The organism is Luteimonas suaedae (genome assembly GCF_008312895.1).
In the GTDB taxonomy this organism is placed as follows: domain Bacteria; phylum Pseudomonadota; class Gammaproteobacteria; order Xanthomonadales; family Xanthomonadaceae; genus Luteimonas; species Luteimonas suaedae.
Genome location: NZ_VSSP01000012.1, coordinates 1 through 23,208, shown reverse-complemented (window position 1 = coordinate 23,208; position 23,208 = coordinate 1). Strand labels below are relative to the sequence as shown.

Annotated in this window: 22 protein-coding genes; 13 read left to right on the top strand and 9 right to left on the bottom strand. The window is 68.8% G+C overall.

Annotation, left to right across the window (positions count from 1 at the left end; translation table 11 throughout):
- Positions 1 to 22: 22 nt before the first annotated feature.
- Positions 23 to 1,210 carry a lipoprotein N-acyltransferase Lnb domain-containing protein gene (locus FXO19_RS15645; protein WP_255516461.1) on the bottom strand — a complete coding sequence of 396 codons (1,188 nt, stop codon included), beginning with the start codon at positions 1,208 to 1,210 and terminating at the stop codon, positions 23 to 25.
- 215 nt (positions 1,211 to 1,425) lie between these two features.
- Entirely contained in the window at positions 1,426 to 2,301 is an 876-nt protein-coding gene (locus FXO19_RS15640) for a CorC family transporter (RefSeq protein WP_149196051.1), read from the bottom strand.
- Between the two features lie 387 nt (positions 2,302 to 2,688).
- Here FXO19_RS15640 and FXO19_RS15635 point away from each other — a divergent pair, with 387 nt between their 5' ends.
- Positions 2,689 to 3,198: a hypothetical protein gene (locus FXO19_RS15635; RefSeq protein WP_149196050.1), complete on the top strand. Its 510-nt coding sequence runs from the start codon at positions 2,689 to 2,691 to the stop codon at positions 3,196 to 3,198.
- Positions 3,199 to 3,255: 57 nt separating this feature from the next.
- Here the strand turns inward: FXO19_RS15635 and ybeY are convergent, their stop codons facing one another.
- Together ybeY and FXO19_RS15625 are read right to left on the bottom strand one after the other, a co-directional pair.
- On the bottom strand, positions 3,256 to 3,738 hold the full coding sequence (ybeY, locus tag FXO19_RS15630; protein WP_149196049.1) for an rRNA maturation RNase YbeY: 483 nt from the start codon (positions 3,736 to 3,738) through the stop codon (positions 3,256 to 3,258).
- A 275-nt stretch (positions 3,739 to 4,013) separates the two neighbouring features.
- Positions 4,014 to 4,997, bottom strand: coding sequence for a PhoH family protein (locus FXO19_RS15625; protein ID WP_149196048.1), 984 nt, complete (start codon positions 4,995 to 4,997; stop codon positions 4,014 to 4,016).
- A 129-nt stretch (positions 4,998 to 5,126) separates the two neighbouring features.
- On the opposite strand from FXO19_RS15625, the gene FXO19_RS15620 reads away from it, so the two are divergent.
- The 4 genes from FXO19_RS15620 to FXO19_RS15605 all read left to right on the top strand — a co-directional run bounded on the left by FXO19_RS15620 (position 5,127) and on the right by FXO19_RS15605 (position 9,332).
- Positions 5,127 to 5,843 carry a TetR/AcrR family transcriptional regulator gene (locus FXO19_RS15620; protein ID WP_149196047.1) on the top strand — a complete coding sequence of 239 codons (717 nt, stop codon included), beginning with the start codon at positions 5,127 to 5,129 and terminating at the stop codon, positions 5,841 to 5,843.
- The gene (locus FXO19_RS15615; protein WP_149196046.1) at positions 5,833 to 6,915 is read left to right on the top strand and encodes an HlyD family secretion protein; all 1,083 of its coding nucleotides are present in this window, start codon (positions 5,833 to 5,835) and stop codon (positions 6,913 to 6,915) included. Before FXO19_RS15620 ends, FXO19_RS15615 begins: the two co-directional genes overlap by 11 nt.
- A gap of 121 nt (positions 6,916 to 7,036) precedes the next feature.
- Positions 7,037 to 7,966 (top strand): ABC transporter ATP-binding protein, encoded by a 930-nt coding sequence (locus FXO19_RS15610; protein ID WP_149196123.1) that lies wholly within the window; start codon positions 7,037 to 7,039, stop codon positions 7,964 to 7,966.
- Positions 7,967 to 8,225: 259 nt separating this feature from the next.
- Positions 8,226 to 9,332, top strand: coding sequence for an ABC transporter permease (locus tag FXO19_RS15605; RefSeq protein WP_149196045.1), 1,107 nt, complete (start codon positions 8,226 to 8,228; stop codon positions 9,330 to 9,332).
- Positions 9,333 to 9,459: 127 nt separating this feature from the next.
- On the opposite strand, the gene FXO19_RS15600 is transcribed toward FXO19_RS15605, so the two are convergent.
- Together FXO19_RS15600 and miaB are read right to left on the bottom strand one after the other, a co-directional pair.
- Positions 9,460 to 11,151 (bottom strand): hypothetical protein, encoded by a 1,692-nt coding sequence (locus FXO19_RS15600; protein WP_149196044.1) that lies wholly within the window; start codon positions 11,149 to 11,151, stop codon positions 9,460 to 9,462.
- A gap of 178 nt (positions 11,152 to 11,329) precedes the next feature.
- Positions 11,330 to 12,754, bottom strand: coding sequence for a tRNA (N6-isopentenyl adenosine(37)-C2)-methylthiotransferase MiaB (gene miaB / locus FXO19_RS15595; RefSeq protein WP_149196043.1), 1,425 nt, complete (start codon positions 12,752 to 12,754; stop codon positions 11,330 to 11,332).
- Positions 12,755 to 12,884: 130 nt separating this feature from the next.
- Between miaB and FXO19_RS15590 the strand changes: the two genes are divergently transcribed.
- The 6 genes from FXO19_RS15590 to FXO19_RS15565 all read left to right on the top strand — a co-directional run bounded on the left by FXO19_RS15590 (position 12,885) and on the right by FXO19_RS15565 (position 18,447).
- Positions 12,885 to 13,832, top strand: a complete 948-nt coding sequence (locus FXO19_RS15590; protein ID WP_149196042.1) for a lytic transglycosylase domain-containing protein — start codon at positions 12,885 to 12,887, stop codon at positions 13,830 to 13,832.
- 336 nt (positions 13,833 to 14,168) lie between these two features.
- Complete coding sequence (gene petA, locus FXO19_RS15585) at positions 14,169 to 14,822, top strand: ubiquinol-cytochrome c reductase iron-sulfur subunit (RefSeq protein WP_149196041.1); 654 nt, start codon at positions 14,169 to 14,171, stop codon at positions 14,820 to 14,822.
- 99 nt (positions 14,823 to 14,921) lie between these two features.
- Positions 14,922 to 16,112, top strand: coding sequence for a cytochrome b (locus tag FXO19_RS15580; protein WP_255516465.1), 1,191 nt, complete (start codon positions 14,922 to 14,924; stop codon positions 16,110 to 16,112).
- 28 nt (positions 16,113 to 16,140) lie between these two features.
- Complete coding sequence (locus FXO19_RS15575; RefSeq protein WP_425481491.1) at positions 16,141 to 16,902, top strand: cytochrome c1; 762 nt, start codon at positions 16,141 to 16,143, stop codon at positions 16,900 to 16,902.
- A 172-nt stretch (positions 16,903 to 17,074) separates the two neighbouring features.
- Positions 17,075 to 17,710: a glutathione S-transferase N-terminal domain-containing protein gene (locus FXO19_RS15570; RefSeq protein WP_149196122.1), complete on the top strand. Its 636-nt coding sequence runs from the start codon at positions 17,075 to 17,077 to the stop codon at positions 17,708 to 17,710.
- Between the two features lie 293 nt (positions 17,711 to 18,003).
- The gene (locus tag FXO19_RS15565) at positions 18,004 to 18,447 is read left to right on the top strand and encodes a ClpXP protease specificity-enhancing factor (protein ID WP_149196038.1); all 444 of its coding nucleotides are present in this window, start codon (positions 18,004 to 18,006) and stop codon (positions 18,445 to 18,447) included.
- Between the two features lie 382 nt (positions 18,448 to 18,829).
- On the opposite strand, the gene FXO19_RS15560 is transcribed toward FXO19_RS15565, so the two are convergent.
- From FXO19_RS15560 to FXO19_RS15550, 3 genes are all read right to left on the bottom strand, one after another.
- A complete protein-coding gene (locus tag FXO19_RS15560) occupies positions 18,830 to 19,153 on the bottom strand; it encodes a DUF3301 domain-containing protein (RefSeq protein ID WP_149196037.1) in 324 nt (107 codons plus the stop codon).
- 375 nt (positions 19,154 to 19,528) lie between these two features.
- Positions 19,529 to 20,398 carry a carboxylating nicotinate-nucleotide diphosphorylase gene (gene nadC / locus FXO19_RS15555; protein WP_149196036.1) on the bottom strand — a complete coding sequence of 290 codons (870 nt, stop codon included), beginning with the start codon at positions 20,396 to 20,398 and terminating at the stop codon, positions 19,529 to 19,531.
- 7 nt (positions 20,399 to 20,405) lie between these two features.
- Complete coding sequence (locus FXO19_RS15550) at positions 20,406 to 20,675, bottom strand: Trm112 family protein (RefSeq protein ID WP_149196035.1); 270 nt, start codon at positions 20,673 to 20,675, stop codon at positions 20,406 to 20,408.
- Between the two features lie 137 nt (positions 20,676 to 20,812).
- On the opposite strand from FXO19_RS15550, the gene purE reads away from it, so the two are divergent.
- On the top strand, positions 20,813 to 21,352 hold the full coding sequence (purE, locus tag FXO19_RS15545) for a 5-(carboxyamino)imidazole ribonucleotide mutase (RefSeq protein ID WP_149196034.1): 540 nt from the start codon (positions 20,813 to 20,815) through the stop codon (positions 21,350 to 21,352).
- 130 nt (positions 21,353 to 21,482) lie between these two features.
- Positions 21,483 to 22,661, top strand: a complete 1,179-nt coding sequence (locus FXO19_RS15540) for a 5-(carboxyamino)imidazole ribonucleotide synthase (protein WP_149196033.1) — start codon at positions 21,483 to 21,485, stop codon at positions 22,659 to 22,661.
- Positions 22,662 to 23,208 lie beyond the last annotated feature (547 nt).

Below are 23,208 nucleotides of genomic sequence, written 5' to 3'. Positions count from 1 at the left end.
GCATCGCGCGCATGGCGCGCTCCTACGAAGGTCGTGGGTCCGTGCGTGTCGGGCCGGTGCGGTTCGGCGACAGCGCAAACAGCAGTCCGGCATGCACCGGCAACAGCAACGCGATCCAGTGCACGTTGCGCTGCGGCAGCAGCGGCAGCCAGTGCAGGAACAGCGCCAGCACAGCGCCGACGGCGATGATCGCCAGCACCCAGCCGAACAGGCGACCGGGATCACGTCCGCGCACCAGGCGCCAGGCGCCCGGCAGCAGCAGCGCGGCGAGCGGGTTGAACAACAGCAGGTTCTGGTTGCTCCAGCCGAAGCGATGCGCGGTGCAGCACCAGATGAACAGCATCAGTCCGCCGGCGACAGTGCACACGCTCCAGAACGGCAATGCGAACAATGCCGGTCCGCGCGGGCTGCGCGCGCCCAGCCACGACAACCCGCCGGCGATCGCCAGGCCCGCGAGCAGCCACGGCCACCACGGACGCGCGGTTTCCGCCGGTTCCGGCGCTAGCCGGTGCGACAGCAGTTCGGCTTCCGTGGCGACCAGCGGGCGATCGTCGGGGGTGCGCACCTGCCGCAGCGCATCGGCCAGCCGCATCGGCACGAAGGCGTCCTGCCATAGCGAGTTCGGCCGGTCGGCTGCAGGCCCGAGGCCGATATCGAAGCCGAGCCACATCCACGGCGCCGGCGAGGCCAGCCGCACCGCGTCGCTGCGGTAGGTGTTGCCGCGCGAACGGCCCTGCAGCTGGCGCCGCAGCGCGCCGTCGAGCGCAGCGTCGAGCGCGTCGCGCACGCGGGTCGAACAGTTGTCGGTGAAGTAGTCGTAGCGGTAGCGCGCGTTCTCCGGGCGTGCATTCTCTGCCAGCGCCTGCGCCAGCGTGGTCGCCCGGGTGTCGCCGAGATCGAGCCACTGGATCGTCACGCCGCGGCCGACGTCACGGTAGTAGGCCAGGTCCTCCGCCAGCGGCAGTACCGCCAGGCGGTATTGCATCTCGCCACGGATGAAGTTGCCGAGGAAGCCCGGTTCCTCGAGGTCGAAGAAGCCGAAGTTGTAGGACAGCGGCTCGGGCAGGGATGGATCGTCGACCACGATCGCGTTGTGGCCGAAGCGTTCGAAGAAGACCTCGCCCGGCTGCATCGTGATCACGCCGATGCGCGGCGCGGCGAAGGCCCCGGTGGACAGCCCGCACAGCAGCAGGACCAGCAGCCACCGCATCCATCTCCCCTGTAGGAACGGCTTCAGCCGCGACCGCGCGCAAGCGGACGGCAGAGGCATGCTGCCGCTGTTTCCCTTCGCAACGCGCGGCGGTGCGTTCATCGGGGTTGCCACCGATGGGGCTGGCTGGCGCGGTCGCGGCTGAAGCCGCTCCTACAGGGGAGCAGGCCGCCGCGTATGCACGTCGTTTCCGCAGACGTGGCGGACATGCGGCTTCAGGTGTCCTGCATTTCGGAGCGCACGCTGACGTGCAGCGCGTGCAGCCGGCGCGCATCGGCGCGCGCGACGCGGAAGCCGAAGCGGCCGAGCGTGAGCTCCTCGCCGGCCTCGGGCAGGTGCCCGATCGCCGCGGTGACCAGGCCGCCGATGGTGTCGTACTCGTCGTCGTCGAAGTCGGCGCCGAAGCGTTCGTTGAAATCCTCGATCGGCGTCAGCGCGTTGACCAGGTACTGGCCGTCGGCCTGCGCCGCGATCAGTGCGCTGTTGTCCTCGGCCTCGTCGTACTCGTCGTCGATCTCGCCGACGATCTCCTCGAGCACGTCCTCGATGGTGATCAGCCCGGCGACGCCGCCGTACTCGTCGATCACGATCGCCATGTGGTTGCGCGACTGCCGGAACTCCCGCAGCAGCACGTCCAGGCGCTTGGATTCGGGGATCAGCACCGCCGGGCGCAGCAGTTCGCGGATGCGCACCTGGCCGCTGCGCGGCACTACCCCGCGCAGCAGGTCCTTGGCCAGCAGGATGCCGAGGATCTCGTCCTTGTCCTCGCCGTGCACCGGGAAGCGCGAATGGCCCGACTCGACCACCTGCTGCATCACCTCGACGAAGGGGGCGTCGACCTGCAGCGCCACCATCTGCGAGCGCGGGATCATCGCGTCGCCCACGGTCATGCCGGACACGGCGATCGCGCCTTCCATCGTGCGCAGGGTATCGGCTTCGATCAGGCCGCCGGTCCGGGCGTCGCGCAGGATCTCGACCAGGTCTTCACGGGTGGTCGGTTCGCCGGAGATCGCAGAGCTGATGCGGTCGAGCCAACTGCGGCGTTTTTCGGGGGACTCCTGGGCGGAGTGACTACTGTCGTCTTCAGGCATTGCGATAATGCGGGCGCCCGTCGTGGGCCACGGGAAGAGTCTAACGTGGATGGCCACCGCCGTGTTCAACGTCGCGGCCGCGGCGGGGGGGGCGGCTGAACGACGCCGGCCGGACATGATGGCGGACACTCCGGAGTATCGGTCGGCCTCCTGCCCTGCGTGCGTGGGAGGGCGCCCCCGATCGGGCCCGGCCGCCTTTTTGGCTTCCGGGCGCGAGCGGACCGCGGTGGCGGTTGGGCGGCCGGGCGTAGGAAATTTCCGATGCCCGGCATGCGCCATCACCGACGATGGCACCGGCGTTTGCCGGATGGCGACGCATGCCTGTGGCGGCAACCCTATGCACGCGGCATCCGCCGCACGGCCATCGTACTCAGGGAGGAGTTTTCCATGTCCAGAACCGTGTTCTTTCCCGCGGCTGCCTGCTGCGCATTGCTGCTCGCCGCCGCGATTCCGCTCCATGCCCGGGCATCCACGCACGCCGTCGTCGGTGCCGCGCAGTACGTGGACGCGTCCGCCTATATCCACGGCGACGAGCAGATCAACGCCTGGTATGGCATGACATGGCAGCTGAAGCGGGACTTCGACGACATCTGCGGCGATACCTTCTGCGAAGGCGAGTACAGCAATATCGAGGCGCTGCGCTATCGCTGCTCGGTGCACCAGGTCAGCGGCCGTATCGGCATGTGCCTGTGGATGTTCGCCGCCAGCCACGAGGAGATCGAGCCGGTGACCGGCAAGATCGGCGTCGACAAGGCGTTCTGGCAGTGTCGTACGCCGCTGGCGCCCGGCACCACGCTCGAGGAACTGCTCGCCGCGGTGGCGGGACAGTCGCCGCTGTACGCTGAACTGCCTAGCGGGCAGGGCTCGATCTACCAGGGGTTGATCGATTGCCTGTGAATCGCCCTGCGGGAAGCGGTGCCGGCCCGTCGGCGCCGCTTCGCTTCCGGAAACGCCTCAGGCGTCGAGATAGGGATCGGCGATCCCGAGCTTGGCCAGGATCTCGCGTTCCAGTTGTTCCATGCACTCGGCCTCGCGCGAGTCTTCGTGGTTCCAGCCCAGCAGGTGCAGGGCGCCATGCACGGTCAGGTGGGCGTAATGCGCGTTCAGCGGTTTACCCTGCTCGCGCGCTTCGCGTGCGACCACCGGCGCGCAGATCACCAGGTCGCCGAGCAGCGGCAGGCGCACGCCGTCGGGCAGGCCCTCCGGGAGTTCGGCCGGAAAGCTGAGCACATTGGTGGCGTAGTCCTTGCCGCGGTAGTGGCGGTTGAGCGCGCGACCCTCCTTGGCGCCGACGATGCGGATGGCAAGGTCGGCCTGGCGGATGCGGCCGGTCAGGGCGGCGGCCACCCACTTGCGGAAGCTGGCCGCGGCGGGGATGCCTTTGCGCGGCACCGCATAGCCGACGGCGACGTCGAGACGGACGGGGCCCTTGGTCATCCGACGATTGTAGGCTTCCAGGCCGCCGGATGCCGTTTTCGGCCGATATCCGGGACGTCGCGAAGATCGGCGGCCCTTCGCCGGGCGCAACATGGATTCAGAAGGCGGTGCTTGCCGCGGATTGGCGCGGATGCGCGCGGATCGAACGGAAGGTAAGTCGCGCCGCCACGGACCGCCGCGGCACGTAGACGATTCGGCCGTTGCATTTATCCGTGTGCATCGCGCCAATCCGCGGCAGGCTCCGGTTTTGGTCTGTTCGCGAACAGCGCCTGACGTCAGGCCGGCCCGGTTTCCGCATCCTGCGCGTCACGTCGGTCATAGGCGCTGACCACGCGCGCCACCACCGGGTGCCGTACCACGTCGCGCGACTCGAAGAAGGTGAAGCTCACGCCGTCGACGTCGCGCAGCACCTCGACCGCGTCGCGCAGGCCGGACTTCATGTTGCGCGGCAGGTCGATCTGGGTGAGGTCGCCGGTGACCACGGCGGTGCTGCCGAAGCCGAGCCGGGTCAGGAACATCTTCATCTGCTCGATGGTGGTGTTCTGCGCCTCGTCGAGGATCACGAAGGCGTCGTTGAGCGTGCGCCCGCGCATGTAGGCCAACGGCGCGATCTCGATCACGCTCTTCTCCAGCAGCTTGATTACCTTCTCCACGCCGAGCATCTCGTACAACGCGTCGTAGAGCGGGCGCAGGTAGGGATCGACCTTCTGCGCGAGATCGCCGGGCAGGAAGCCGAGCTTCTCGCCGGCCTCCACCGCCGGGCGCACCAGCACCAGCCGCTGCACCTTCGACTCGTTCAGCGCCTCGACCGCCATCGCCACCGCGAGGAAGGTCTTGCCGGTGCCGGCCGGACCGATGCCGAAGTTGATGTCGTGGATGGCGATCGCGTGCAGGTACTTCGCCTGATTGGCGCCACGGCCGCGCACGGTGCCGCGCTTGACCTTCACTGCGACGTCCTGCGGCGCGAAATCCTCGGCCACCCGTTCGAGATTGGCGCGGCTCAGGCGCACGTTGATCGCATGCGTGTCGAGGGTTTCGATGGCGGCTTCTTCGTACAGTCCGCGCAGCAGCTTTTCCGCCTGCGCCACGACCTCCTCGTCGCGGCCGCTGACGCGGAACACGTTGCCGCGGTTGGCGATCTCCACGCCCAGGCGCAGTTCGATCTGGCGCAGATGGCTGTCGAACGGGCCGGCCAGGTTGGCCAGGCGCTCGCTGTCGGCGGGGTCGAGGGTGAAATCGCGTTGGCTGGAATGGGTCATAGGCGGGGCAGGGTAGCGCGGTCGGCGTCGATGCGGCAGCGGTAGCGGTAACGGCAGCGCGAGCGGGATGGACGACCGTTCATCGACGAGGGCTTGCACTTAATTAATTAATGAATTAAATATAGCGGCATGCGCAAGCCGCCCTCCTCGAGCAGACCCCCAGGCGCCCGTCCGGAAGTTTCCGGTGCCGCCGCATCGCCGCGGCACAAGCGCCCGCCCGGGCGCCCCGGCGGCGATGGCCCGGACCTGCGCGAGCGTCTGCTCGATGCCGCCCTGGCCTGCTACGTGCGGCGCGGGATCGCCGCGACCTCGGTGCGCGAGATCGCCACCGAGGCCGGCGTCACCCCGGCGCTGCTGCACTACTACTTCGGTGACGCCGCCAAGCTGCGCGAAGCGGTCATCGAGCAACGCCTGATGCCGGTGTTCCAGCGCGTGCGCGAGCCCTTGCTGAGCGCAAAGGACGGCGACATCTCCGCGCTGGTGGCGGGCTTCGTCAACGGCGTCTGCGGCATCGTCGAGCGCCACCCGTGGTTACCGGCCTTGTGGGTGCGCGAGGTGGTCAGCGAGGGCGGCGCATTGCGCGACCTGCTGCTGACCCGGGTCGCGCCGGAGCTGGCGCTGCTGATGTCCTCGCGCTTCGCCCAGGCGCAGGCGCAGGGACGGCTCAACCCCGATCTCGATCCGCGCCTGCTGATGGTCTCGCTGATCGGGCTGACCCTGTTTCCCGCCGCCGGCGCGCCGATCTGGCGGCGGCTGTTCGACGCGCAGGATCTGGGCATGGATGACGTGCGCATGCACGCGCTGGCACTGCTCGATCGTGGACTGGAGCTGGACGATGCGAAATGAGAACGCCGGAACGAGGAACGAGGGGAGAGGAGCGAGAAACGAGTCGGAGCAGGAGACGCCGGGTGCTCGTTCACGCCTGAAGGGCCGGCCTGTCGAGCGTCACACTCGTTCCTCGTGCCTCTTCACTCGTTGCTCCGCCCTCGCCGCGCTACTGCTGACGCTGGCCGCGTGCAGCGAGCAGCCGAGACAGGCACTGGGCACCCTGGAGTACGACCGCATCAGCCTGCCGGCGCCGGCGGCCGAGCGCATCGTCGCGATCGAAGTGCGCGAAGGCCAGCAGGTGGAAGCGGGGGCCGCACTGCTGACCCTCGAGCGTACCCGCGGCGATGCGCAGTTGCAGGCCAGCCTGGCCGAGGTCGAGCGCCAGCGCGACACCCTGGCCGAACTGCGTGCCGGCGCGCGCCGCGAGGACATCGACCAGGCGCGTGCGAACCTGGCTGCGGCGCAGGCCCAGGCGCGCGATGCCCGCGCCTACTACGCGCGCCTGCAGCCGCTCGGCCATCGGCAACTGGTCGCCGCATCCGACGTCGACCGCGCCCGCGCCGCCGCCGGCAACGCCGAGGCACAGGTGGCGGCAGCGCAGGCAGCGCTGGACGAACTGCGCAACGGCGTGCGTCCGGAGCAGATCGCCCAGGCCGAAGCGGCGTTGCGCGCGGCCGAGGCGCAGGCGCGGACGCAGCAGGCGACCTCGGAAAAGCTGCGCGTGGTCGCGCCGCGTGCCGGTCGCGTCGACAGCCTGCCGTACCGGCTCGGCGACGAGGCGCCGGTCGGCGCGCCGCTGGCGGTGCTGCTGGTGGGTGCGGCGCCATATGCGCGTATCTACGTGCCCGAGCCGATCCGCGTCGACGTCGCCGTCGGCGACGCCGCACGCGTCTTCGTCGATGGCCGCGAGCAGGCGTACACCGGGCGCGTGCGGATGATCCGCAGCGAACCGAGTTTCACGCCGTACTACGCCCTGACCGGCGAGGACGCCGCGCGCCTGAGTTACCTGGCCGAGGTGCAGCTGGACGCCGCGGCGGCCGAACTGCCGGCCGGGCTGCCGGTGCGGGTCGAGTTCCATGACGGCGAATGACCGACCCTCCCCTGTAGGAGGGGTTTCAGCCCCGACCACCGGCGCCGGGTCGGGGCTGAAGCCCCTCCTACGGAAGCGGCAGGAGCAGGGCGGGCCGGACCAAGGCGGGCAGGAGCAGGCCATCCGCGCGCGTGGCCTGACCAAGCGTTTCGGCGAGCTGGTGGCGGTCGACGACGTCGACCTGACCGTGCCGAAGGCGCACGTGTACGGCTTTCTCGGCCCGAACGGCTCCGGCAAGTCCACCACCATCCGCATGCTCTGCGGACTGTTGACGCCGAGCGCCGGCGAGATCGAGGTCCTGGGGCTGAAGATCCCGGAGCAGGCGGAGAAGTTGCGCCTGCGGATCGGCTACATGACCCAGCGGTTCTCGCTGTTCGAGGACCTGAGCGTGCGCGAGAACCTGGAGTTCCTCGCGGCCGTGCAGAGCATGCCGAGGCAGGATGCGAAACGGCGCATCGATGCGCTGGTCGAGCAGTACCACTTCCGGGGGCGCGAGAAGCAGCTCGCCGGCACCATGAGCGGTGGGCAGAGGCAGCGCCTGGCGCTGGCCGGCGCGGTGATCCACGAACCGGAACTGCTGTTCCTGGACGAGCCGACCAGCGCGGTCGACCCGGAATCGCGCCGCGACTTCTGGGAAAAACTCTTCGATCTGGCCGATGCCGGCACCACGATCCTGGTGTCGACGCACTACATGGACGAGGCCGAGCGCTGCCACCGCATCGCCATCCTCGATCGCGGCGCGCTGGTCGCCGACGGCACCCCGGTCGAGCTGACCGCGGAGCTGGAGGGGCGCAGCGTGGAGGTCGCGGCGGCGCAGCCGCGGCGGGTGCAGAAGATGCTGGTGGACGTGCCGGGCGTGCTCAGCGTGGCGCAGATCGGCAACAGCCTGCGGGTGCTGACCGGAGAGGACAGCGATGCGCTACAGCGCATCCAGGCCGCGTTGTCGCAGGCGGGGTTGGAAGCCGAAGTGACCGCGTCGCAGCCGAACCTCGAGGACGTGTTCGTCTCCGCTACCCGCGCCCGTCTGCGCGAACCGGAGGCGGCCGAGTGATCCCGCCCATGCCAAGGCAGGAGCAAATCCCCCCTGCCCCCCTTTTTCAAAGGGGGGTAAGAGCATCCGCGCGGCCACTCCAATCTGGCGGTGATCGTTCCGCTGCTCCCCCTACGCTCCGTAGCGGCCGTGTTCGCTGCCTCGGGTGTCGCCCGGCGGCTGCCATATTCCCCCCTTTGAGAAAGGGGGGCAGGGGGGATTTGCTCTTCGCCGCGGGCACCAAAGGCGGCACCCGGCCGCAAGCACCGGGAACCGCCCGATGAACCTGCGCCGCCTGTTCGCGATCGTGCTCAAGGAGCTGCGGCAGATGCGCCGCGACCGCGTCACCCTGGCAATGATCGTCGGCATCCCGGTGATGCAGCTGGTGCTGTTCGGCTATGCCATCAACCTCAACCTGCGCGGCCTGGACGCCGGCATCGCCGACCAGGCGAACACCGCGGCCTCGCGCGCAGTGATCATGGACATGGTCGCCACCGGCGTGATCGCGCCGAGCGCGGAGGCCGACACGCCGCAACAGCTGATGGAGATGCTGCGCCGAGGCGAGATCAGTGTCGGCGTGGTGGTGCCGCCGGACTTCGAGCGCCGGGTGAGCGAGGGCCGCGAGGCGGTGCAGGTGCTGGTCGACGGCAGCGACACCGTGGTCCAGAGCGCGGCGATCCAGCTGGCGCAACTGCCGCTGCAGGGCGCCGCCAACGGCGGCAATGGCCGGCCGCCGCAGGCCGGCAGCGGGCAGATCGCCGTAGTCGCCTTCTACAACCCCGAGCGGCGCTCGGCGGTCAACATCGTACCGGGCCTGATCGGCGTGATCCTGACCATGACCATGGTGCTGTTCACCGGCGTGGCGATCGTGCGCGAGCGCGAGCGCGGCAACATGGAACTGCTGATCGCCACCCCGCTCAGCCGTTCCGAGCTGATGGTCGGCAAGGTGTTGCCGTATGCGGCGATCGGGCTGGTGCAGACCACCGTGATCTTGCTGCTCGGGCTGTGGCTGTTCCAGGTGCCGGTGCTCGGCAGCGTGCTGCACGTCTACCTGGCCGCGGTGCTGCTGATCCTCGCCAACCTCACCCTCGGCCTGCTGATCTCGACCAAGGCGCAGTCGCAGTTCCAGGCGATGCAGATGACCTTCTTCGTGTTCCTGCCGTCGATCCTGCTGTCCGGCTTCATGTTTCCGTTCGCCGGCATGCCGCGGGTGGTGCAGTGGTTCGCCGAGGTGCTGCCGCTGACGCATTTCCTGCGCCTGATCCGCGGCATCATGCTGCGCGGCGCCAGCCTGTGGGAGTTGTGGCCCGAGGTGCTGGCGCTGCTGGCGTTCACCACGGTGATGATGGCGCTGGCGATCCTGCGCTTCCGCAAGCGGCTGGACTGACAGAGCGAGGAACGAGTGGAGAGGAACGAGGAACGAGAGGGGAGCAGCGCATCCCTGGGTCCTCGTTCCTCATTCATGCATTGCCGACTTACCACTACGCGCCCACGCGGGCGGCGGTGTCCGTCGGTCACTTGCGCCAGATGTTGATGCCCTGGCTCACGTCCTCGGCATAGTTCTCGATCGCGGCCAGATCGCGCTGGTCCTCGACCCCCGCCATCATGGCTTCGCGTAGCGCATTCGAGGCGCCCTGCTGGTCGAGCAGTTCGGCCTCGTCCTCTCCCAGCGCATCGGTCAGCGCCTGCTTGGCTTCGGTGGTGAGGTATCCGGTGGCGGAATCGATGATATTGCCGCTGACACCCTTCAACGCCTCGGTCACCTGGGGATTGCTGAAGACCTGGCCGAGCAGCCCGGCAACCGAGTCCTTGGCCTTGTCGCCGACCGGAACACCGGCCAATGCCATGTCGACGATGAAGGACACCAGCTCCTTCTGCGCGTCCTCCTTGGCCTTCAGGTCATTGAAGCCCTGCGTGATCGCATCGTCGGCCGCTCCCATCAGCATCGACAGGCGGCCCATGGCCTCGGCGTTGCCCTCGGTGGTATTGATCTGCGACTTCAGGTCGGTGGCGTATTCCAGCACGGCGTTGCGGACCGATCCCTGGTAGGCCTGGTCATCGTTGAACAGCACCACGTTGAACAGGCTGCCGAGTTCCGAGGCGTCCTTCATGTACTGCTTCAGGGTGGCATCGTCCTTGCTGCCGATCTGGGTCGTGTCGAAGTCGGTGAAGCTGTCGAGGATCGAATCGGAGTGGGCCAGGAACAGCTGCCCCATGGCGTCGGCGCGATCATCGGCGTTCTGCGTGCGCCCATCATCGAAGACATCGCCGCTCGATGCCGGCAGCCGCGCCAGCATGCCGGCCGCCTCGCGCGCCTCCGGCGAATCGGTGCGCGCTACCTGGGCCACCAGGCTGGAGAACTGGTCGGGAAGCGAGACGTCCGAGACCTCGAGACCGTCGCGCAGGGCGACGGTGCTGTTCGGAACGATGCCTTCCAGGTGCGCCGCGGAAAGGAATTCGCCGCCGCGGGCCACGCGCTCCATGAAGGCCTGCAGCTGGCCCTGGTCGAGGCCGCTCAGGACCGAGGCGGCGATGTCGCCGCGGGTCGGGTCGCCGTTCAGGACGATCGCCGCCTGCGTGGCGGCGTTGTCGCGCAGCATGCCGTCGTCGATCTTGTCGTTGAGCGCGTAGTCTTCGATCAGATGGCTGCTGAAGTTCTCGCGGAACTCGGAAATTTCCGCGCTGTAGAGCGGACCGCCGAAGAATTCGGCGAACTCGCGCATGTTGCGGGCGTGCTCGACCTGGTTGTCGACCGAATCGGTGCTGGTGGAATTGGGATTGTGCAGGTAGGTGTCGAGTGCGCTGGCGTTGCCGATCACCTCGCCGTTGATGTCGCGGATCTCGTGGCCGGGGATCTGCCCGTCGTTGTAGGCGCCGGCGATCGCCTCCGCCATTGCGCCGCGCTCGGTGGACGACACCTGGCCGGCCTCCACCTGGGCATTGATGCGCGTCGGCGTCATCCAGGAATTGAAGGCGTCCGAATCCTGCGCGAGGATCTCGGCGACCAGGGCCTGCTGGTAGTCCGCGTCGCCCTGTTGGATCGCCTCAGCGAAAGCGCGCACGCGTGCATCGTAGTCGTCGGTGCCCCAGCGGGAACCGACATCGAGCAGTTCGCGCGCGGCTTCTGCCGGGTTCGGGTTGCCGGTTGGCGAGACCTGCGGCGAGGGCTGTGCCGGGGCTTGGGCGTGCTGGACGGGCTCGACCACGATGTTCTCCTGATGCGGCTGGGGCTTCTCCGATTATCAGCGTCGTCGACGCATCGCGACGACTGGGGGGAACCCTAGGTCGCCTCGACGATTCGCGTCCCATTGAAGACGCCTTCACGTGCGCACGATGAATGCGTTCGCCGTTGCGCCGCGGCGGTGTCATGCGCTCCGCGCGCCTTCAGTCCGCCGCCCCGGCCGCGATCGCCACGCGCCCGCGCAGCGAGTTGCTCATCGCCTCGGTGATCGTCACGTCGACGAACTGCCCGATCAGTCGCGGGTGCCCGGCGAAGTTCACAGAACGCATGTTCTCGGTCTTGCCGGTCAGTTCGTTCGGATCCTTACGCGAGGGGCCTACCACCAGCACCGACTGCACGCTGCCGACCATCGCCCGCGAGATCCGCGCCGCGTTGGCATTGATGTGTGCCTGCAGCCGCGACAGCCGCGCGTGCTTCTCCGTGGCATCGGTCGCGTCCTCCAGGTCCGCGGCGGGCGTGCCGGGACGGCGCGAGTAGATGAAGGAGAAGCTCTGGTCGAAGCCGACGTCCTCGATCAGCTTCATCGTCTTCTCGAAGTCCGCGTCGGTCTCGCCGGGAAAGCCGACGATGAAGTCGGACGAGATCGAGATATCCGGCCGCACCGCGCGCAGCTTGCGGGTCTTCTGCTTGAATTCGATCGCGGTATAGCCGCGCTTCATCGCCGCCAGAATCCGGTCGCTGCCCGACTGCACCGGCAGGTGCAGGTAATCGGCCAGCTGTGGCACGTCGCGATAGGCCTCGATCAGCGAATCGGAAAACTCCAGCGGGTGCGAGGTGGTGAAGCGGATGCGGTCGATGCCGTCGATCTCGGCGATGGTGCGGATCAGCAGTCCGAGGTCCGCCACCTCGCCGTCCCCCATCGGCCCGCAATAGGCGTTGACGTTCTGCCCGAGCAGGTTGACCTCGCGCACGCCCTTCGCCGCCAGTTGCACCACTTCCACCAGCACGTCCTCGAACGGCCGGCTGACCTCCTCGCCGCGGGTGTAGGGCACCACGCAGAAGCTGCAGTACTTGCTGCAACCCTCCATGATCGAGACGAACGCGCTCGGGCCTTCGGCGCGCGGCTCGGGCAGGCGGTCGAACTTCTCGATCTCGGGAAAGCTGATGTCGACCTGCGGCCGGCCGGACGCGCGGCGGGCGCGGATCAGTTCCGGCAGCCGGTGCAGGGTCTGCGGCCCGAACACGAGGTCGACATAGGGCGCGCGCTTGACGATCGCCTCGCCCTCCTGCGAGGCGACGCAGCCGCCGACCCCGATCAACACCGGGCGGTCGCCCTGCTTGAGCGCCTTCCAGCGGCCGAGCTGGCTGAACACCTTCTCCTGCGCCTTCTCGCGGATCGAGCAGGTGTTGACCAGGATCACGTCGGCCTCGGCGGCATCGTCGGTCAGCTCCAGGCCGTCGCTGGCGGCGAGCACGTCGGCCATCTTGGCCGAGTCGTACTCGTTCATCTGGCAACCGTGGGTCTGGATATAGAGCTTCTTCGCGGCAGGTCGCGGCTCGGCGGAGCGGGCCTCGGCGGCGGCGGGCAAGGGGCCGTCGGCGGCCTGCGGGGCGGTCGTGGTGGTCATGGCGTCTCCGGGGGCGCGGTGCTGAGTCCGGGCCGGATGGCTGGTTTTTCGGCCGAACAGTGTAGCCGGTCACGGCCCGGGGCCATCGGAGGGCTTGGCAACGCCGGTAAATGAGGCGAGACTCCGCCGCATGAAGGGGGCCAGGGGAAACATCATCCTCACCGCACTGTGCGCACTCGCGGCCTTCCCGGCGGCGGCGGGCACGCTGTACCGCTGCGACAGCGGCGACGGCGTGCCCCAGTACGTCAGCAAGCGGATCGGCGGCGCCAGTTGCACCGTGATCAGCAGCTATCGGCCGGAGCCCAATCGCGCGCGATCCACGGCCGCGCCGGCCGCCGCCGGAAAGGTCACCGCCGACAACCGCGTGGAAGGTTCGCCGGCCACGCTGCACAACAACCCGCCGGCGACCTTCATGGGCCAGGGCGCCGCTGCGCCTGTTGCGACCGCCACCGCGCCGGCGAAGCCGGCGGCCGCGCAGCCGCGCACCCGCCACGTGCAGGGGCAGGTCTATTCCTACATCAAGGACGGCGTGCGCCACTACACCAGCCGCGCGCCGAGAGGCGTGGCGGGCGCGAGCGCGGTGCGCACCATCCGCTACAGTTTCATGGAGACCTGCTATGCCTGCGGCGCCACGCCGGGGGTCAGCTTCGGCACGGTGCGGTTGAACACCGACGCCTACCGCGACGAGATCGCCGCCGCCGCGCGCCGCTTCGGGGTCGAGGAGGCGGTCGTCCGCGCGATCATCCACGCCGAGTCCGCGTTCAATCCCAATGCGCTGTCGCGGGTCGGCGCGCAGGGGCTGATGCAGCTGATGCCGGCCACCGCGCGGCGCTTCGGCGTCGGCAATCCATTCGACCCCGGACAGAACATCCTCGGCGGCGTTCAGTACCTGGCGTGGCTGCTGAAGCGCTTCAACGGCGACCTGACCCTGGCCGCGGCCGGCTATAACGCCGGTGAGGGCGCGGTCGACCGCCACGGCGGCGTGCCGCCGTACAGCGAAACCCGGCGCTATGTCGAGCGGGTGGGGGTGCTGGCCGAGCGCTACCGCGGCCACCTGGCCGCCAATACCGCACCCTGACGCGCCGGCGGCGCGCCGTCGGTGTAGGAGGGGCTTCAGCCCCGACCGCGCAGGCAGCCCCATCCGGGCGGCCGCGATGAACGCGCCGCCGCCACGCGTTGCGACGGGAAACGGGGGCAGGAAACCTGCCAGGGAGTCCTGCCGTCGACCGGCGCGGGTCGGGGCTGAAGCCCCTCCTACAAAAACGGGGCGCCGGAGTCGTGCGGCTGTCAAGAGATTGTCGGTCGATTCAGCGTTCCGTTACACTTTGCCGTCTTTGCGGCCGCTTCCGGCGACGGGAGCCGGCATGCGGCAGCCAGAATTCAGTAGCTACCGAAAAGGTTTGCGGAGTGCAGGATGGTCAATGAAGCGGTGATCGATCCCGCCGGCGGTGAGGATTCAATCAATACGGGGCGGCGCCGGTTCCTGACCGCGACCACTGCGGTGGTCGGTGCGGTTGGCGCAGGCTTCGCGGCGGTCCCGTTCATCAAGTCCTGGAACCCGAGCGCGCGCGCGCTGCTCGCCGGTGCGCCGGTGACCGTGGACATCAGCGCGCTGCAGGAAGGCCAGCGGCTGGTGGTGGAATGGCGTGGGCAGCCGATCTGGATCGTCAAGCGTTCCAAGGCGATCCTCGACGCGCTGCCGACCCTGGACCCCCAGCTGCGCGATCCCGAATCCGAGAACGCCGACCAGCAGCCGGACTACGTGCGCGAAGCCAATCCCGAGCTGCGCTCGATCCGTCCCGAGATCTCGGTGCTGGTCGGCCTGTGCACCCATCTCGGCTGCTCGCCGGAGATGGTCGCCGAGATCCGCCCCGAGCCGTTCGACCCGAACTGGAAGGGTGGCTATTTCTGCCCCTGCCACAAGTCGAAGTTCGACATGGCCGGCCGGGTCTACAAGGGCGTGCCGGCGCCGATCAACCTCGCCGTTCCGCCGCACCACTACGTCGACGACAACACCATCGTCGTCGGCGTCGATCCCTCGCAGTCCAACAATACGGGGGCCGCATAAATGGCGAACGTCGACGACAAGGTTTCCGCGCCCAACGACCCGGCCACCGGCATCATCGCCGCGTTCCGGGCCTGGTTCGACGATCGCACGCCCGGCCTGATGCCGGCGTACCGCAAGCACATGACGGAGTACTTCGCGCCGAAGAACTTCAACGTCATGTACTACTTCGGCTCGCTGGCGCTGCTGGTGCTGGTCAACCAGATCGTCACCGGCATCTTCCTGACGATGCACTTCAAGCCGAGCGCGGCCGAGGCCTTCAGCTCGGTCGAGTACATCATGCGCGACGTGCAGTGGGGCTGGCTGATCCGCTACATGCACAGCACCGGCGCGTCGCTGTTCTTCATCGTCGTCTACCTGCACATGTTCCGCGGGCTGATGTACGGCAGCTACCAGAAGCCGCGCGAGCTGGTGTGGATCCTGGGCATGCTGATCTACCTGGTGCTGATGGCCGAGGCCTTCATGGGTTATGTGCTGCCCTGGGGCCAGATGTCGTTCTGGGGCGCCAAGGTGATCATCTCGCTGTTCGGCGCGATCCCGGTGATCGGCAACGGCCTGACCGAGTGGATCATGGGCGACTTCCTGCCCGGCGACGCGACCATCAACCGCTTCTTCGCGTTGCACGTGATCGCATTGCCGCTGGTGCTGTTGCTGCTGGTGGTGCTGCACCTGGGTGCGCTGCACGAGGTCGGATCCAACAATCCCGACGGCGTCGACATCAAGAAGGGACCGAAGGGCAACCGCTGGTCCGCCAAGGCGCCGCTCGATTCCATTCCGTTCCATCCGTACTACACGGTCAAGGACCTGGTCGGCGTCGGCTTCCTGTTGATCCTGGCCGCCTTCATCATCTTCTTCACTCCCGAGATGGGTGGCTGGTTCCTCGAGCACGACAACTTCATCGAGGCCAATCCGCTGGTCACCCCCGAGCACATCAAGCCGGTCTGGTACTACACCCCGTACTACGCGATGCTGCGGGTGGTGCCGGACAAGCTCGGCGGCGTGCTGGTGATGTTCGGCGCGATCGCGATCCTGTTCGCGGTGCCGTGGCTCGACCGCGCCAAGGTCAAGTCCTACCGCTACCGCGGCCTGCTGTCGAAGGTGCTGCTGGGCGTGTTCGCGATCAGCTTCATCTGGCTGGGCAAGATCGGCGCCGGCCCGGGCACCGATCCGGTCGAGACCATCATCGGCCGCTTCCTGACCTTCTTCTACTTCGCGTTCTTCATCACCATGCCGTTGTGGACCAGGATCGACCGGACCAAGCCGGTGCCGGAGCGGGTGACGACACATGACTAAGTCCGGAATCGGGAATCGGGAATCGGGAATCGTGAGCAGCCGATACCGGGGCTTCGTCCGCAGTGCGGCCGCGTTCGTCGTCAGCCTGTTGATTCCGGCCGCCGCACTCGCCGCCGAAGGCGGCGCGCTGCAGCAGTCGGGTGCCGACATCGCCGATCGCGCGTCCCTGCAGCGCGGCGCGCAGCTGTTCATGAACTATTGCTCCGGCTGCCATTCGCTGAAGTACCTGCGCTACTCGCGCATGGCCGACGACCTCGGGCTGAGCGAAGAGGAGGTCATGCAAAACCTCAACTTCTCCGGTGCCGACTATGGTGAGCACATCCTCGCGTCGATGCCGGCCGCGCATGCCGAGGACTGGTTCGGCAAGGCGCCGCCCGACCTGTCGCTGATCGTGCGCACCAAGGCCGGCGGTCCCGACTGGATCTACACTTTTCTCAAGTCCTTCTACCAGGACGAGTCGAGCACGCTGGGCTGGAACAACACGCTCTATCCGAACGTGTCGATGCCGAACCCGCTGTGGGAGATGCAGGGCCTGCAGCGTCCGGTGTACGGTGAGCCCGACGAGATCGGCGAGCCCACGGTCGATCATCTGGAACTGGCGCAGGCGGGCACGCAGAGCGCCGCCGAGTTCGACCGTACCGCGCGCGACATTTCAGCTTTCCTCGAGTATGCCAGCGAGCCGGCCGCGCTCAAACGCCAGGGTATCGGCGTGTGGGTGATCCTGTTCCTGGCGTTCTTCACGTTCCTCGCCTGGTTGTTGAAGCAGGAGTACTGGCGGGACGTGCACTAGGCGGACCCTCCGCGGGAGCCCGGTCGTCCAGCTGGGCTTTTCCGGATCAGGCCGTCGCAGAACGGCCGATGCGAGAAGGGGAGGGGACGGCTCGGGAACCGGGGCGACCGCCCGCAGTGGGCAGGCGGCGTCGATGCGGCCGGCGGTATCCGGCTGCGGGAGAGAGCCGATGATGGCCGCGAATCCGCGTATGCGTAATGCCCTGACCCTGTTTTCGTCCGTCGACGATGTGCTCTGCCATCGTGTGCGCCTGGTGCTGGCCGCGAAAGGCGTCACCTACGACCTGATCCAGGTGGATCCGCAGAATCCTCCCGAGGACCTGATCGACCTCAACCCGTACCACTCGGTGCCCACCCTGGTCGAGCGCGACTTGGTGCTGTACGCCGCGTCGGTGGTCTGCGAATACCTCGACGAGCGTTATCCGCATCCGCCGCTGATGCCGGTCGATCCGCTTTCCCGCGCGCGCCTGCGCCTGGCGATGCTGCGCCTGGAGCACGACTGGGTGCCGCAGATCCAGGCGATCCAGATCGGCAACAAGCAGCAGGCCGAGGCCGCCCGCAAGCGCCTGAGGGAGCTGCTGACCGCGTCGGTGCCGCTGTTCAAGGCCAGCAAGTTCTTCCTGAGTGCGGAAATGAGCCTGGCCGACTGCGCGATGGCGCCGATCATCTGGCGCCTGCGCACGCTCGACGTGCCGCTGCCGAAGGACGGCAAGGCGATCGAGGACTACGGCAACCGCATCTTCCGCGGTCCCGGTTTCGCGCGCAGCCTGACGCCGCAAGAAAAGAACCTGCGGGAACTGCCCGGCTGAGCGCGTCGAAGGTCAGCCGCCGACGCTGCGCAGGCTCCGGACCATGCCTTCCGTAGGAGCGCGCCGTGCGCGCGATGCCGCGGGCGTGGCACCGCCCGCGAATTCCGGTGACCGGCGCGCCTGCCGGTCCGGAATCGCGGCATCCATCGGATCCTGACGGCACCCGCGGCATCGCGCGCATGGCGCGCTCCTACGAAACGCGTAGGCCTGCCGGGCAATGGCCGCTATCGAAGGCCTCGGAACACCGACAGCGCCGGCGGCAATCGGCGGCCTGCCCGGGTACACTTTCGGGCATGAGCGATGAGCACGTATCACGCATGACCAGCCATCGTCCGTACCTGCTGCGGGCGCTGTACGAGTGGATCGTCGACAATGGCATGACGCCGCACGTCCTGGTCGACGCGGAGCAGCCCGGGGTCCGCGTGCCCACGCACGCGGTGAAGGAAGGCCGGGTGGTGCTCAACATCGCCGAGCGTGCCGTTACCCGGCTCGAGTTGGACAATGCCGGCGTGCGTTTCAGCGCGCGCTTCGGCGGCGTCAGCCACCCGGTCGACGTGCCGATCTCGGCGGTGCTGGCGATCTACGCGCGCGAGACCGGCCACGGCATGGTGCTGCCGGAGGATGTCGGCGGGCCGGCGCCGGATCCCGACGACGAGCCACCGGCGCCCGACGATGGCTCCGGCGGCGACGACAGCCCCACGCCCAAGCGCGGCTCGCATCTGCGGGTAGTGAAGTAGCCGGGGGTCGGGAATCTGGAATCGGGACTCGGGAATCGGGAATCGGGAATGGCCGACGGCTCGCCATCCCAGCGCAGGCCGGGTCCACTTTGATGCCGCTCTAGAGCACTTTTGCCCCGAGTGTTTACAGTGCCGTCATCCCCGCGCAGGCGGGGATCCAGGGACTTTCGCTCCGGTCACCGCAAAGTCCTTGGGCTCCCGACCGCACGGGAGCGACGAGGAAAGGATGCTTTGTAAACATCTGACACGAAAATGCTCCAGGGTCGCCAGGTTCCCGCAAATGGATCCCGGCCTGCGCCGGGATGACGAACAAAGCGTGGGACAAGCAACATGCAGGCCGGGCTCTTCCGGGCGCCGGATCCCGCACCCGATGCACCGGCGCTCACTGCGGCAACGTGTCCGCCGCCCGCACCGGACCGCTGAACGACACCAGTCGCTCGCCGTGCAGCACCAGCCGGCCGACGTGCCGCTCGACGCCGTCCTCGGAATACTCGAAACGGAAGCTGCGTTCGAAACCGAGGCGGCCGTCGTCGCCGCGGCGCAGGCGCAGCCCGGCGGCATGCACGGTCTGGTCCAGCCATTGCACGCCGGCGGCGCGGCAGGCTTGGCGCCCGATGCGCCCGGCGCGCTCGGCGGCGGCGCGCGAGGCGCTCCAGAACGCGAACGCCGCGGCGGCGGCGATCATCAGCAGGATCAATCCAGACATGGCGCTACTGTGGGGGCGCCGGGGGGACCGGGCAAGCGGTTCCGGTGCCGGCCGCGTTGGGACGTCCCGGCACTTGTCTGTCGGGACGCGGGGCGGGCGGGGCGGATGACGCGTGGGGCAGCGTGGCCGTGATCGCCGAAGTTGTCGCCCATTTTCGTAGGAGCGCGCCATGCGCGCGATGCCCCCGAACCGTGCCGACCCGCGCCTTCCGTCATCCCCGGGTAGTTACCGCCTCATGCCGTGGGATCGTGATCCCGCCATGCCGCCATACCCGGTATATCCAGCGCCGCCGGCATCGCGCGCATGGCGCGCTCCTACGGTAGGCAGGCGTCGGTTGGTTTCCGTTTTCGACGCTCGGCCTGGTGGCGACCGGATTCATCCCGGCGGCGGACCCAGTTTCAGCGACAGGTCGATCGCGCGCACGTGCTTGGTCAGCGCGCCGATCGAGATGCAGTCGACGCCGTCGGCGGCCACGGCACGCACGCTGTCCAGGTCGACGCTGCCGGAGACCTCCAGCGGGATACGGGCGCCGGCCGGCGCCTCCGCGGCGATCCGCACCGCCTCGCGCCGCGCGTCGGCGTCGAAGTCGTCGATCAGGATGCGGTTGCAGCCGGCCGCCAGCGCCTCGCGCAGCTGTGCCAGGGTCTCGACCTCGACGATCAGCGGCAGCGCCGGATGCAGCGCCCGCGCCGCGGCGATCGCGGCAGTCACCGATCCGCAGACGCGCACGTGGTTCTCCTTCAGCATCACCGCGTCGAACAGGCCGATGCGATGGTTGACGCCGCCGCCGACGCGCACGGCGTACTTCTGCGCCTGGCGCAGCCCGGGCAGGGTCTTGCGGGTGTCGAGGATGCGCGCGCCGGTGCCGCGCACGGCATCGACGTAGGCGGCGGTGGCGGTGGCGGTGCCGCTCAGCGTCTGCATGAAGTTGAGCGAGACGCGCTCGGCGCTGACCAGGGCGCGGGCGCGGCCCGACAGCGTGGCTAGCACGGTCCCGGCCGCGACCCGGTCGCCCTCGGCCACGCGCCAGTCGATGCGCACGTCGGGGTCGAGCGCGCGGTGGCAGGCGTCGAACCAGGGCCGGCCGCACACCACCGCGGCCCCCTTGCACAGCAGGAACGCGCGGTCGGCGGTATCTGGCAGCAGCGCGGCGGTGACGTCGCCGTCGCCGAGATCCTCCGCCAGCGCGCGCGCGACGTCGGCCTCGACGACCTCGGCCGGAGGCGCTGCGATCGCGATCGTCATCGCCGCGTCAACCGGCGGGAAAGCCGTCGATCTGCCGGGTGGGAATCGCTTCTTCCACCAGCAGCACCGGGATGCCGTCGTCGATCCGGTAGACGCGCTTGCGGTCGCGGGTCACCAGCGCCGCCTGCAGCGGATCGGTCTGGGCGCTGTCGTCGACGCGGGTGACACCGCCGCCAGCCACCGCGCGGTTCAGCGCCTCCAGGCCGGCCTTGTCGAGCAGCATCAGCGGCTGCCGGCTGGCGGGACAGACGAGAATGTCGAGCAGCTTGTGGTCCATGGGGGCGTGATTCGTGATGGGTGATTGGTGATTCGAAAGAGCGTACCACTCCGGCCACGGATCCGGATCGGCCCCGTTGCTGCGCTTCCCAATCGCCAATCCCGGCTAAAATACGTCTTTAACGCCCCGGAGCGACCATGCCAGCCACGCCAGCCAATCCCGCAGCGCCGCTCGTCGGCATCGTGATGGGCTCGCGCTCGGACTGGGAGACGATGCAGCACGCCGCCGAACGCCTCGATGCGCTGGGCGTGCCGCACGAGGTCCGCGTGGTCTCGGCGCACCGCACCCCGGACGCGATGTTCGACTACGCCGCCTCGGCGCAGGCGCGCGGGCTGCGCGCGATCATCGCCGGCGCCGGCGGCGCCGCCCACCTGCCGGGCATGCTGGCGGCCAAGACCGCGGTGCCGGTGCTCGGCGTGCCGGTGCAATCGAAGACCCTCAACGGGCTCGACTCGCTGCTGTCGATCGTGCAGATGCCGGCCGGGGTGCCGGTGGCGACGTTCGCGATCGGCAAGGCCGGCGCGATCAACGCCGCGCTGTTCGCCGCGGCCTTGCTGGCGGCCGATCACGAGGACATCGCCGCCGCGCTGGCGGCGTTCCGCCAGCGGCAGACCGATGCCGTGGCCGGCGACGACGACCCGCGACGCCCGCCAGCAGAGCCCGGTACGCCGGCGTGACCACGCTCGGCATCCACAAGCACGCGCCCGGCGCGCGCTTGTTTCCCTCTCCCGCAAGCGGGAGAGGGGGCGTCGGTGCCATGCCGGCGCGTCGTCGCCGACCATCCGGATTTGTGGAGCATTTTCGTCCATGACGACAGTAGGAATATTGGGCGGCGGGCAACTGGCCCGCATGCTGGCCCTTGCCGGCGCGCCGCTGGGCCTGCGCTTCCTGGTGATGGACACGTCGGCGGAGGCCTGCGCCGGGCAGTTCGCGCCACTGCTGGTCGGCAACTATCGCGACGAAGCGGCGCTGGCGGAGTTCGCTTCGCGCGTGGACGTGGCCACGTTCGATTTCGAGAACGTCCCGGCCGAATCGGCGCAGTGGCTGAGCGCGCGCGTGCCGGTGTTCCCGAATCCGCGCGCCCTCGGCCTGGCCCAGGACCGGCTGGCCGAGAAGACCCTGTTCCGCGAGCTCGGCATCCCGGTGCCCCCTTTTGCCGATGTCGATTCGCGCCAGGCGCTGGAGACCGCGCTGGCGGCGATCGGCCTGCCGGCGATCCTCAAGACCCGGCGCCTGGGCTACGACGGCAAGGGCCAGTTCCGGTTGAAGCCGGGAATCGGGAATCGGGAATCGGGAATCGGAGAAGCGGAGGCCGCGGCGGATTCGGCGTGGGCAGCGCTGGGGCCGCAGGCGGATCGCGTCGGCCTGATCCTCGAAGCCTTCGTGCCGTTCGAGCGCGAGTTGAGCGTGGTTGCCGTGCGCGGGCGCGACGGTGGCTTCCGCGCCTGGCCGCTGACCGAGAACTGGCACGTCGACGGCGTGCTGTCCGCCAGCCTGGCGCCCGCCAGGGTCGAACCGGCGCTGGCCGAGGCCGCCATCGCGCATGCGGGCAGGCTGGCCGAGGCGCTGGACTACGTCGGTGTGTTTGCGCTGGAGCTGTTCTGCCGCGACGGCGAACTGCTCGCCAACGAGCTGGCGCCGCGCGTGCACAACTCCGGGCACTGGACCATCGAGGGTGCGGAGACCTCGCAGTTCGAGAACCACCTGCGCGCGGTGCTCGGCCGCACCTTCGGCGCGACCAGCATGCGCGGGCATGCCTGCATGCTCAACTGGATCGGTGAACTGCCCGATTCGGTACCGGTCCTGGCGGAGCCGGGCGGGCACTGGCACGACTACGGCAAGTCGCCACGCGCCGGGCGCAAGGTGGGCCACGCCACCGTGCGTGCGGACACGCCCGAGGCGCTGGCTTTCGCCCTGCAGCGGATCGGTGCCGCGCTCGGCCGCGAATCCCAGGTGGAACCGGTCATCGCCGCCCTGCGCCGCTGACGGGTTCGTCAACTGCGCCGCGCCTCCGTAGGAGCGCGCCATGCGCGCGATGCCGCGGGCATGGCGCCGCCACGGGATTCCGTCTACCGGCGCCTCTTCCGGCTCGCAACAGGACGCCGATAGCCGAAACTGAAAATGCCGCCGGCATTGCAGATGTTGGCGGCAATGGCGGTTCACGGCGCCGCGGCCATGCGCGCGATGCCGGCATGTTCCGAGGCCGCCGAACGTGTCCGGAGACCCACGCGTCACGCGGTATCGCGCGCATGGCGCGCTCCTACGGAAGGCGAAAGGCAAGTCGTGCGAAGGCTGGGATTTGCGAGCATCGCGTGCCCGGCGTGCGCCTACAGCCGTGAAGCGGTGACCCCCGGCTCACCAGCTGCCAGAACCCGTCGAGACCCGCTATTGGCACCGGCCGGCGGGGAATGCCTCGGCTTAGGCACAGCCATTCCGGGCGGGTCTTTACGCCGTCCTCCAGACGAGTATGATTCGCTGGCGCCAAAAGGACGGCGCTCTGGCATCAGGGGGGTGCCGTGCAGAAGGATGGCGG

Excerpts from the sequence above, each read along its gene's own strand:
- FXO19_RS15645 (WP_255516461.1), bottom strand. The coding sequence starts at position 1,210 with ATGCGGTGGCTGCTGGTCCTGCTGCTGTGCGGGCTGTCCACCGGGGCC.
- FXO19_RS15640 (WP_149196051.1), bottom strand. The coding sequence starts at position 2,301 with ATGCCTGAAGACGACAGTAGTCACTCCGCCCAGGAGTCCCCCGAAAAA.
- FXO19_RS15635 (WP_149196050.1), top strand. The coding sequence starts at position 2,689 with ATGTCCAGAACCGTGTTCTTTCCCGCGGCTGCCTGCTGCGCATTGCTG.
- ybeY (WP_149196049.1), bottom strand. The coding sequence starts at position 3,738 with ATGACCAAGGGCCCCGTCCGTCTCGACGTCGCCGTCGGCTATGCGGTG.
- FXO19_RS15625 (WP_149196048.1), bottom strand. The coding sequence starts at position 4,997 with ATGACCCATTCCAGCCAACGCGATTTCACCCTCGACCCCGCCGACAGC.
- FXO19_RS15620 (WP_149196047.1), top strand. The coding sequence starts at position 5,127 with ATGCGCAAGCCGCCCTCCTCGAGCAGACCCCCAGGCGCCCGTCCGGAA.
- FXO19_RS15615 (WP_149196046.1), top strand. The coding sequence starts at position 5,833 with ATGCGAAATGAGAACGCCGGAACGAGGAACGAGGGGAGAGGAGCGAGA.
- FXO19_RS15605 (WP_149196045.1), top strand. The coding sequence starts at position 8,226 with ATGAACCTGCGCCGCCTGTTCGCGATCGTGCTCAAGGAGCTGCGGCAG.
- miaB (WP_149196043.1), bottom strand. The coding sequence starts at position 12,754 with ATGACCACCACGACCGCCCCGCAGGCCGCCGACGGCCCCTTGCCCGCC.
- FXO19_RS15590 (WP_149196042.1), top strand. The coding sequence starts at position 12,885 with ATGAAGGGGGCCAGGGGAAACATCATCCTCACCGCACTGTGCGCACTC.
- petA (WP_149196041.1), top strand. The coding sequence starts at position 14,169 with ATGGTCAATGAAGCGGTGATCGATCCCGCCGGCGGTGAGGATTCAATC.
- FXO19_RS15580 (WP_255516465.1), top strand. The coding sequence starts at position 14,922 with ATGCCGGCGTACCGCAAGCACATGACGGAGTACTTCGCGCCGAAGAAC.
- FXO19_RS15570 (WP_149196122.1), top strand. The coding sequence starts at position 17,075 with ATGGCCGCGAATCCGCGTATGCGTAATGCCCTGACCCTGTTTTCGTCC.
- FXO19_RS15565 (WP_149196038.1), top strand. The coding sequence starts at position 18,004 with ATGAGCGATGAGCACGTATCACGCATGACCAGCCATCGTCCGTACCTG.
- FXO19_RS15560 (WP_149196037.1), bottom strand. The coding sequence starts at position 19,153 with ATGTCTGGATTGATCCTGCTGATGATCGCCGCCGCCGCGGCGTTCGCG.
- nadC (WP_149196036.1), bottom strand. The coding sequence starts at position 20,398 with ATGACGATCGCGATCGCAGCGCCTCCGGCCGAGGTCGTCGAGGCCGAC.
- FXO19_RS15550 (WP_149196035.1), bottom strand. The coding sequence starts at position 20,675 with ATGGACCACAAGCTGCTCGACATTCTCGTCTGTCCCGCCAGCCGGCAG.
- purE (WP_149196034.1), top strand. The coding sequence starts at position 20,813 with ATGCCAGCCACGCCAGCCAATCCCGCAGCGCCGCTCGTCGGCATCGTG.
- FXO19_RS15540 (WP_149196033.1), top strand. The coding sequence starts at position 21,483 with ATGACGACAGTAGGAATATTGGGCGGCGGGCAACTGGCCCGCATGCTG.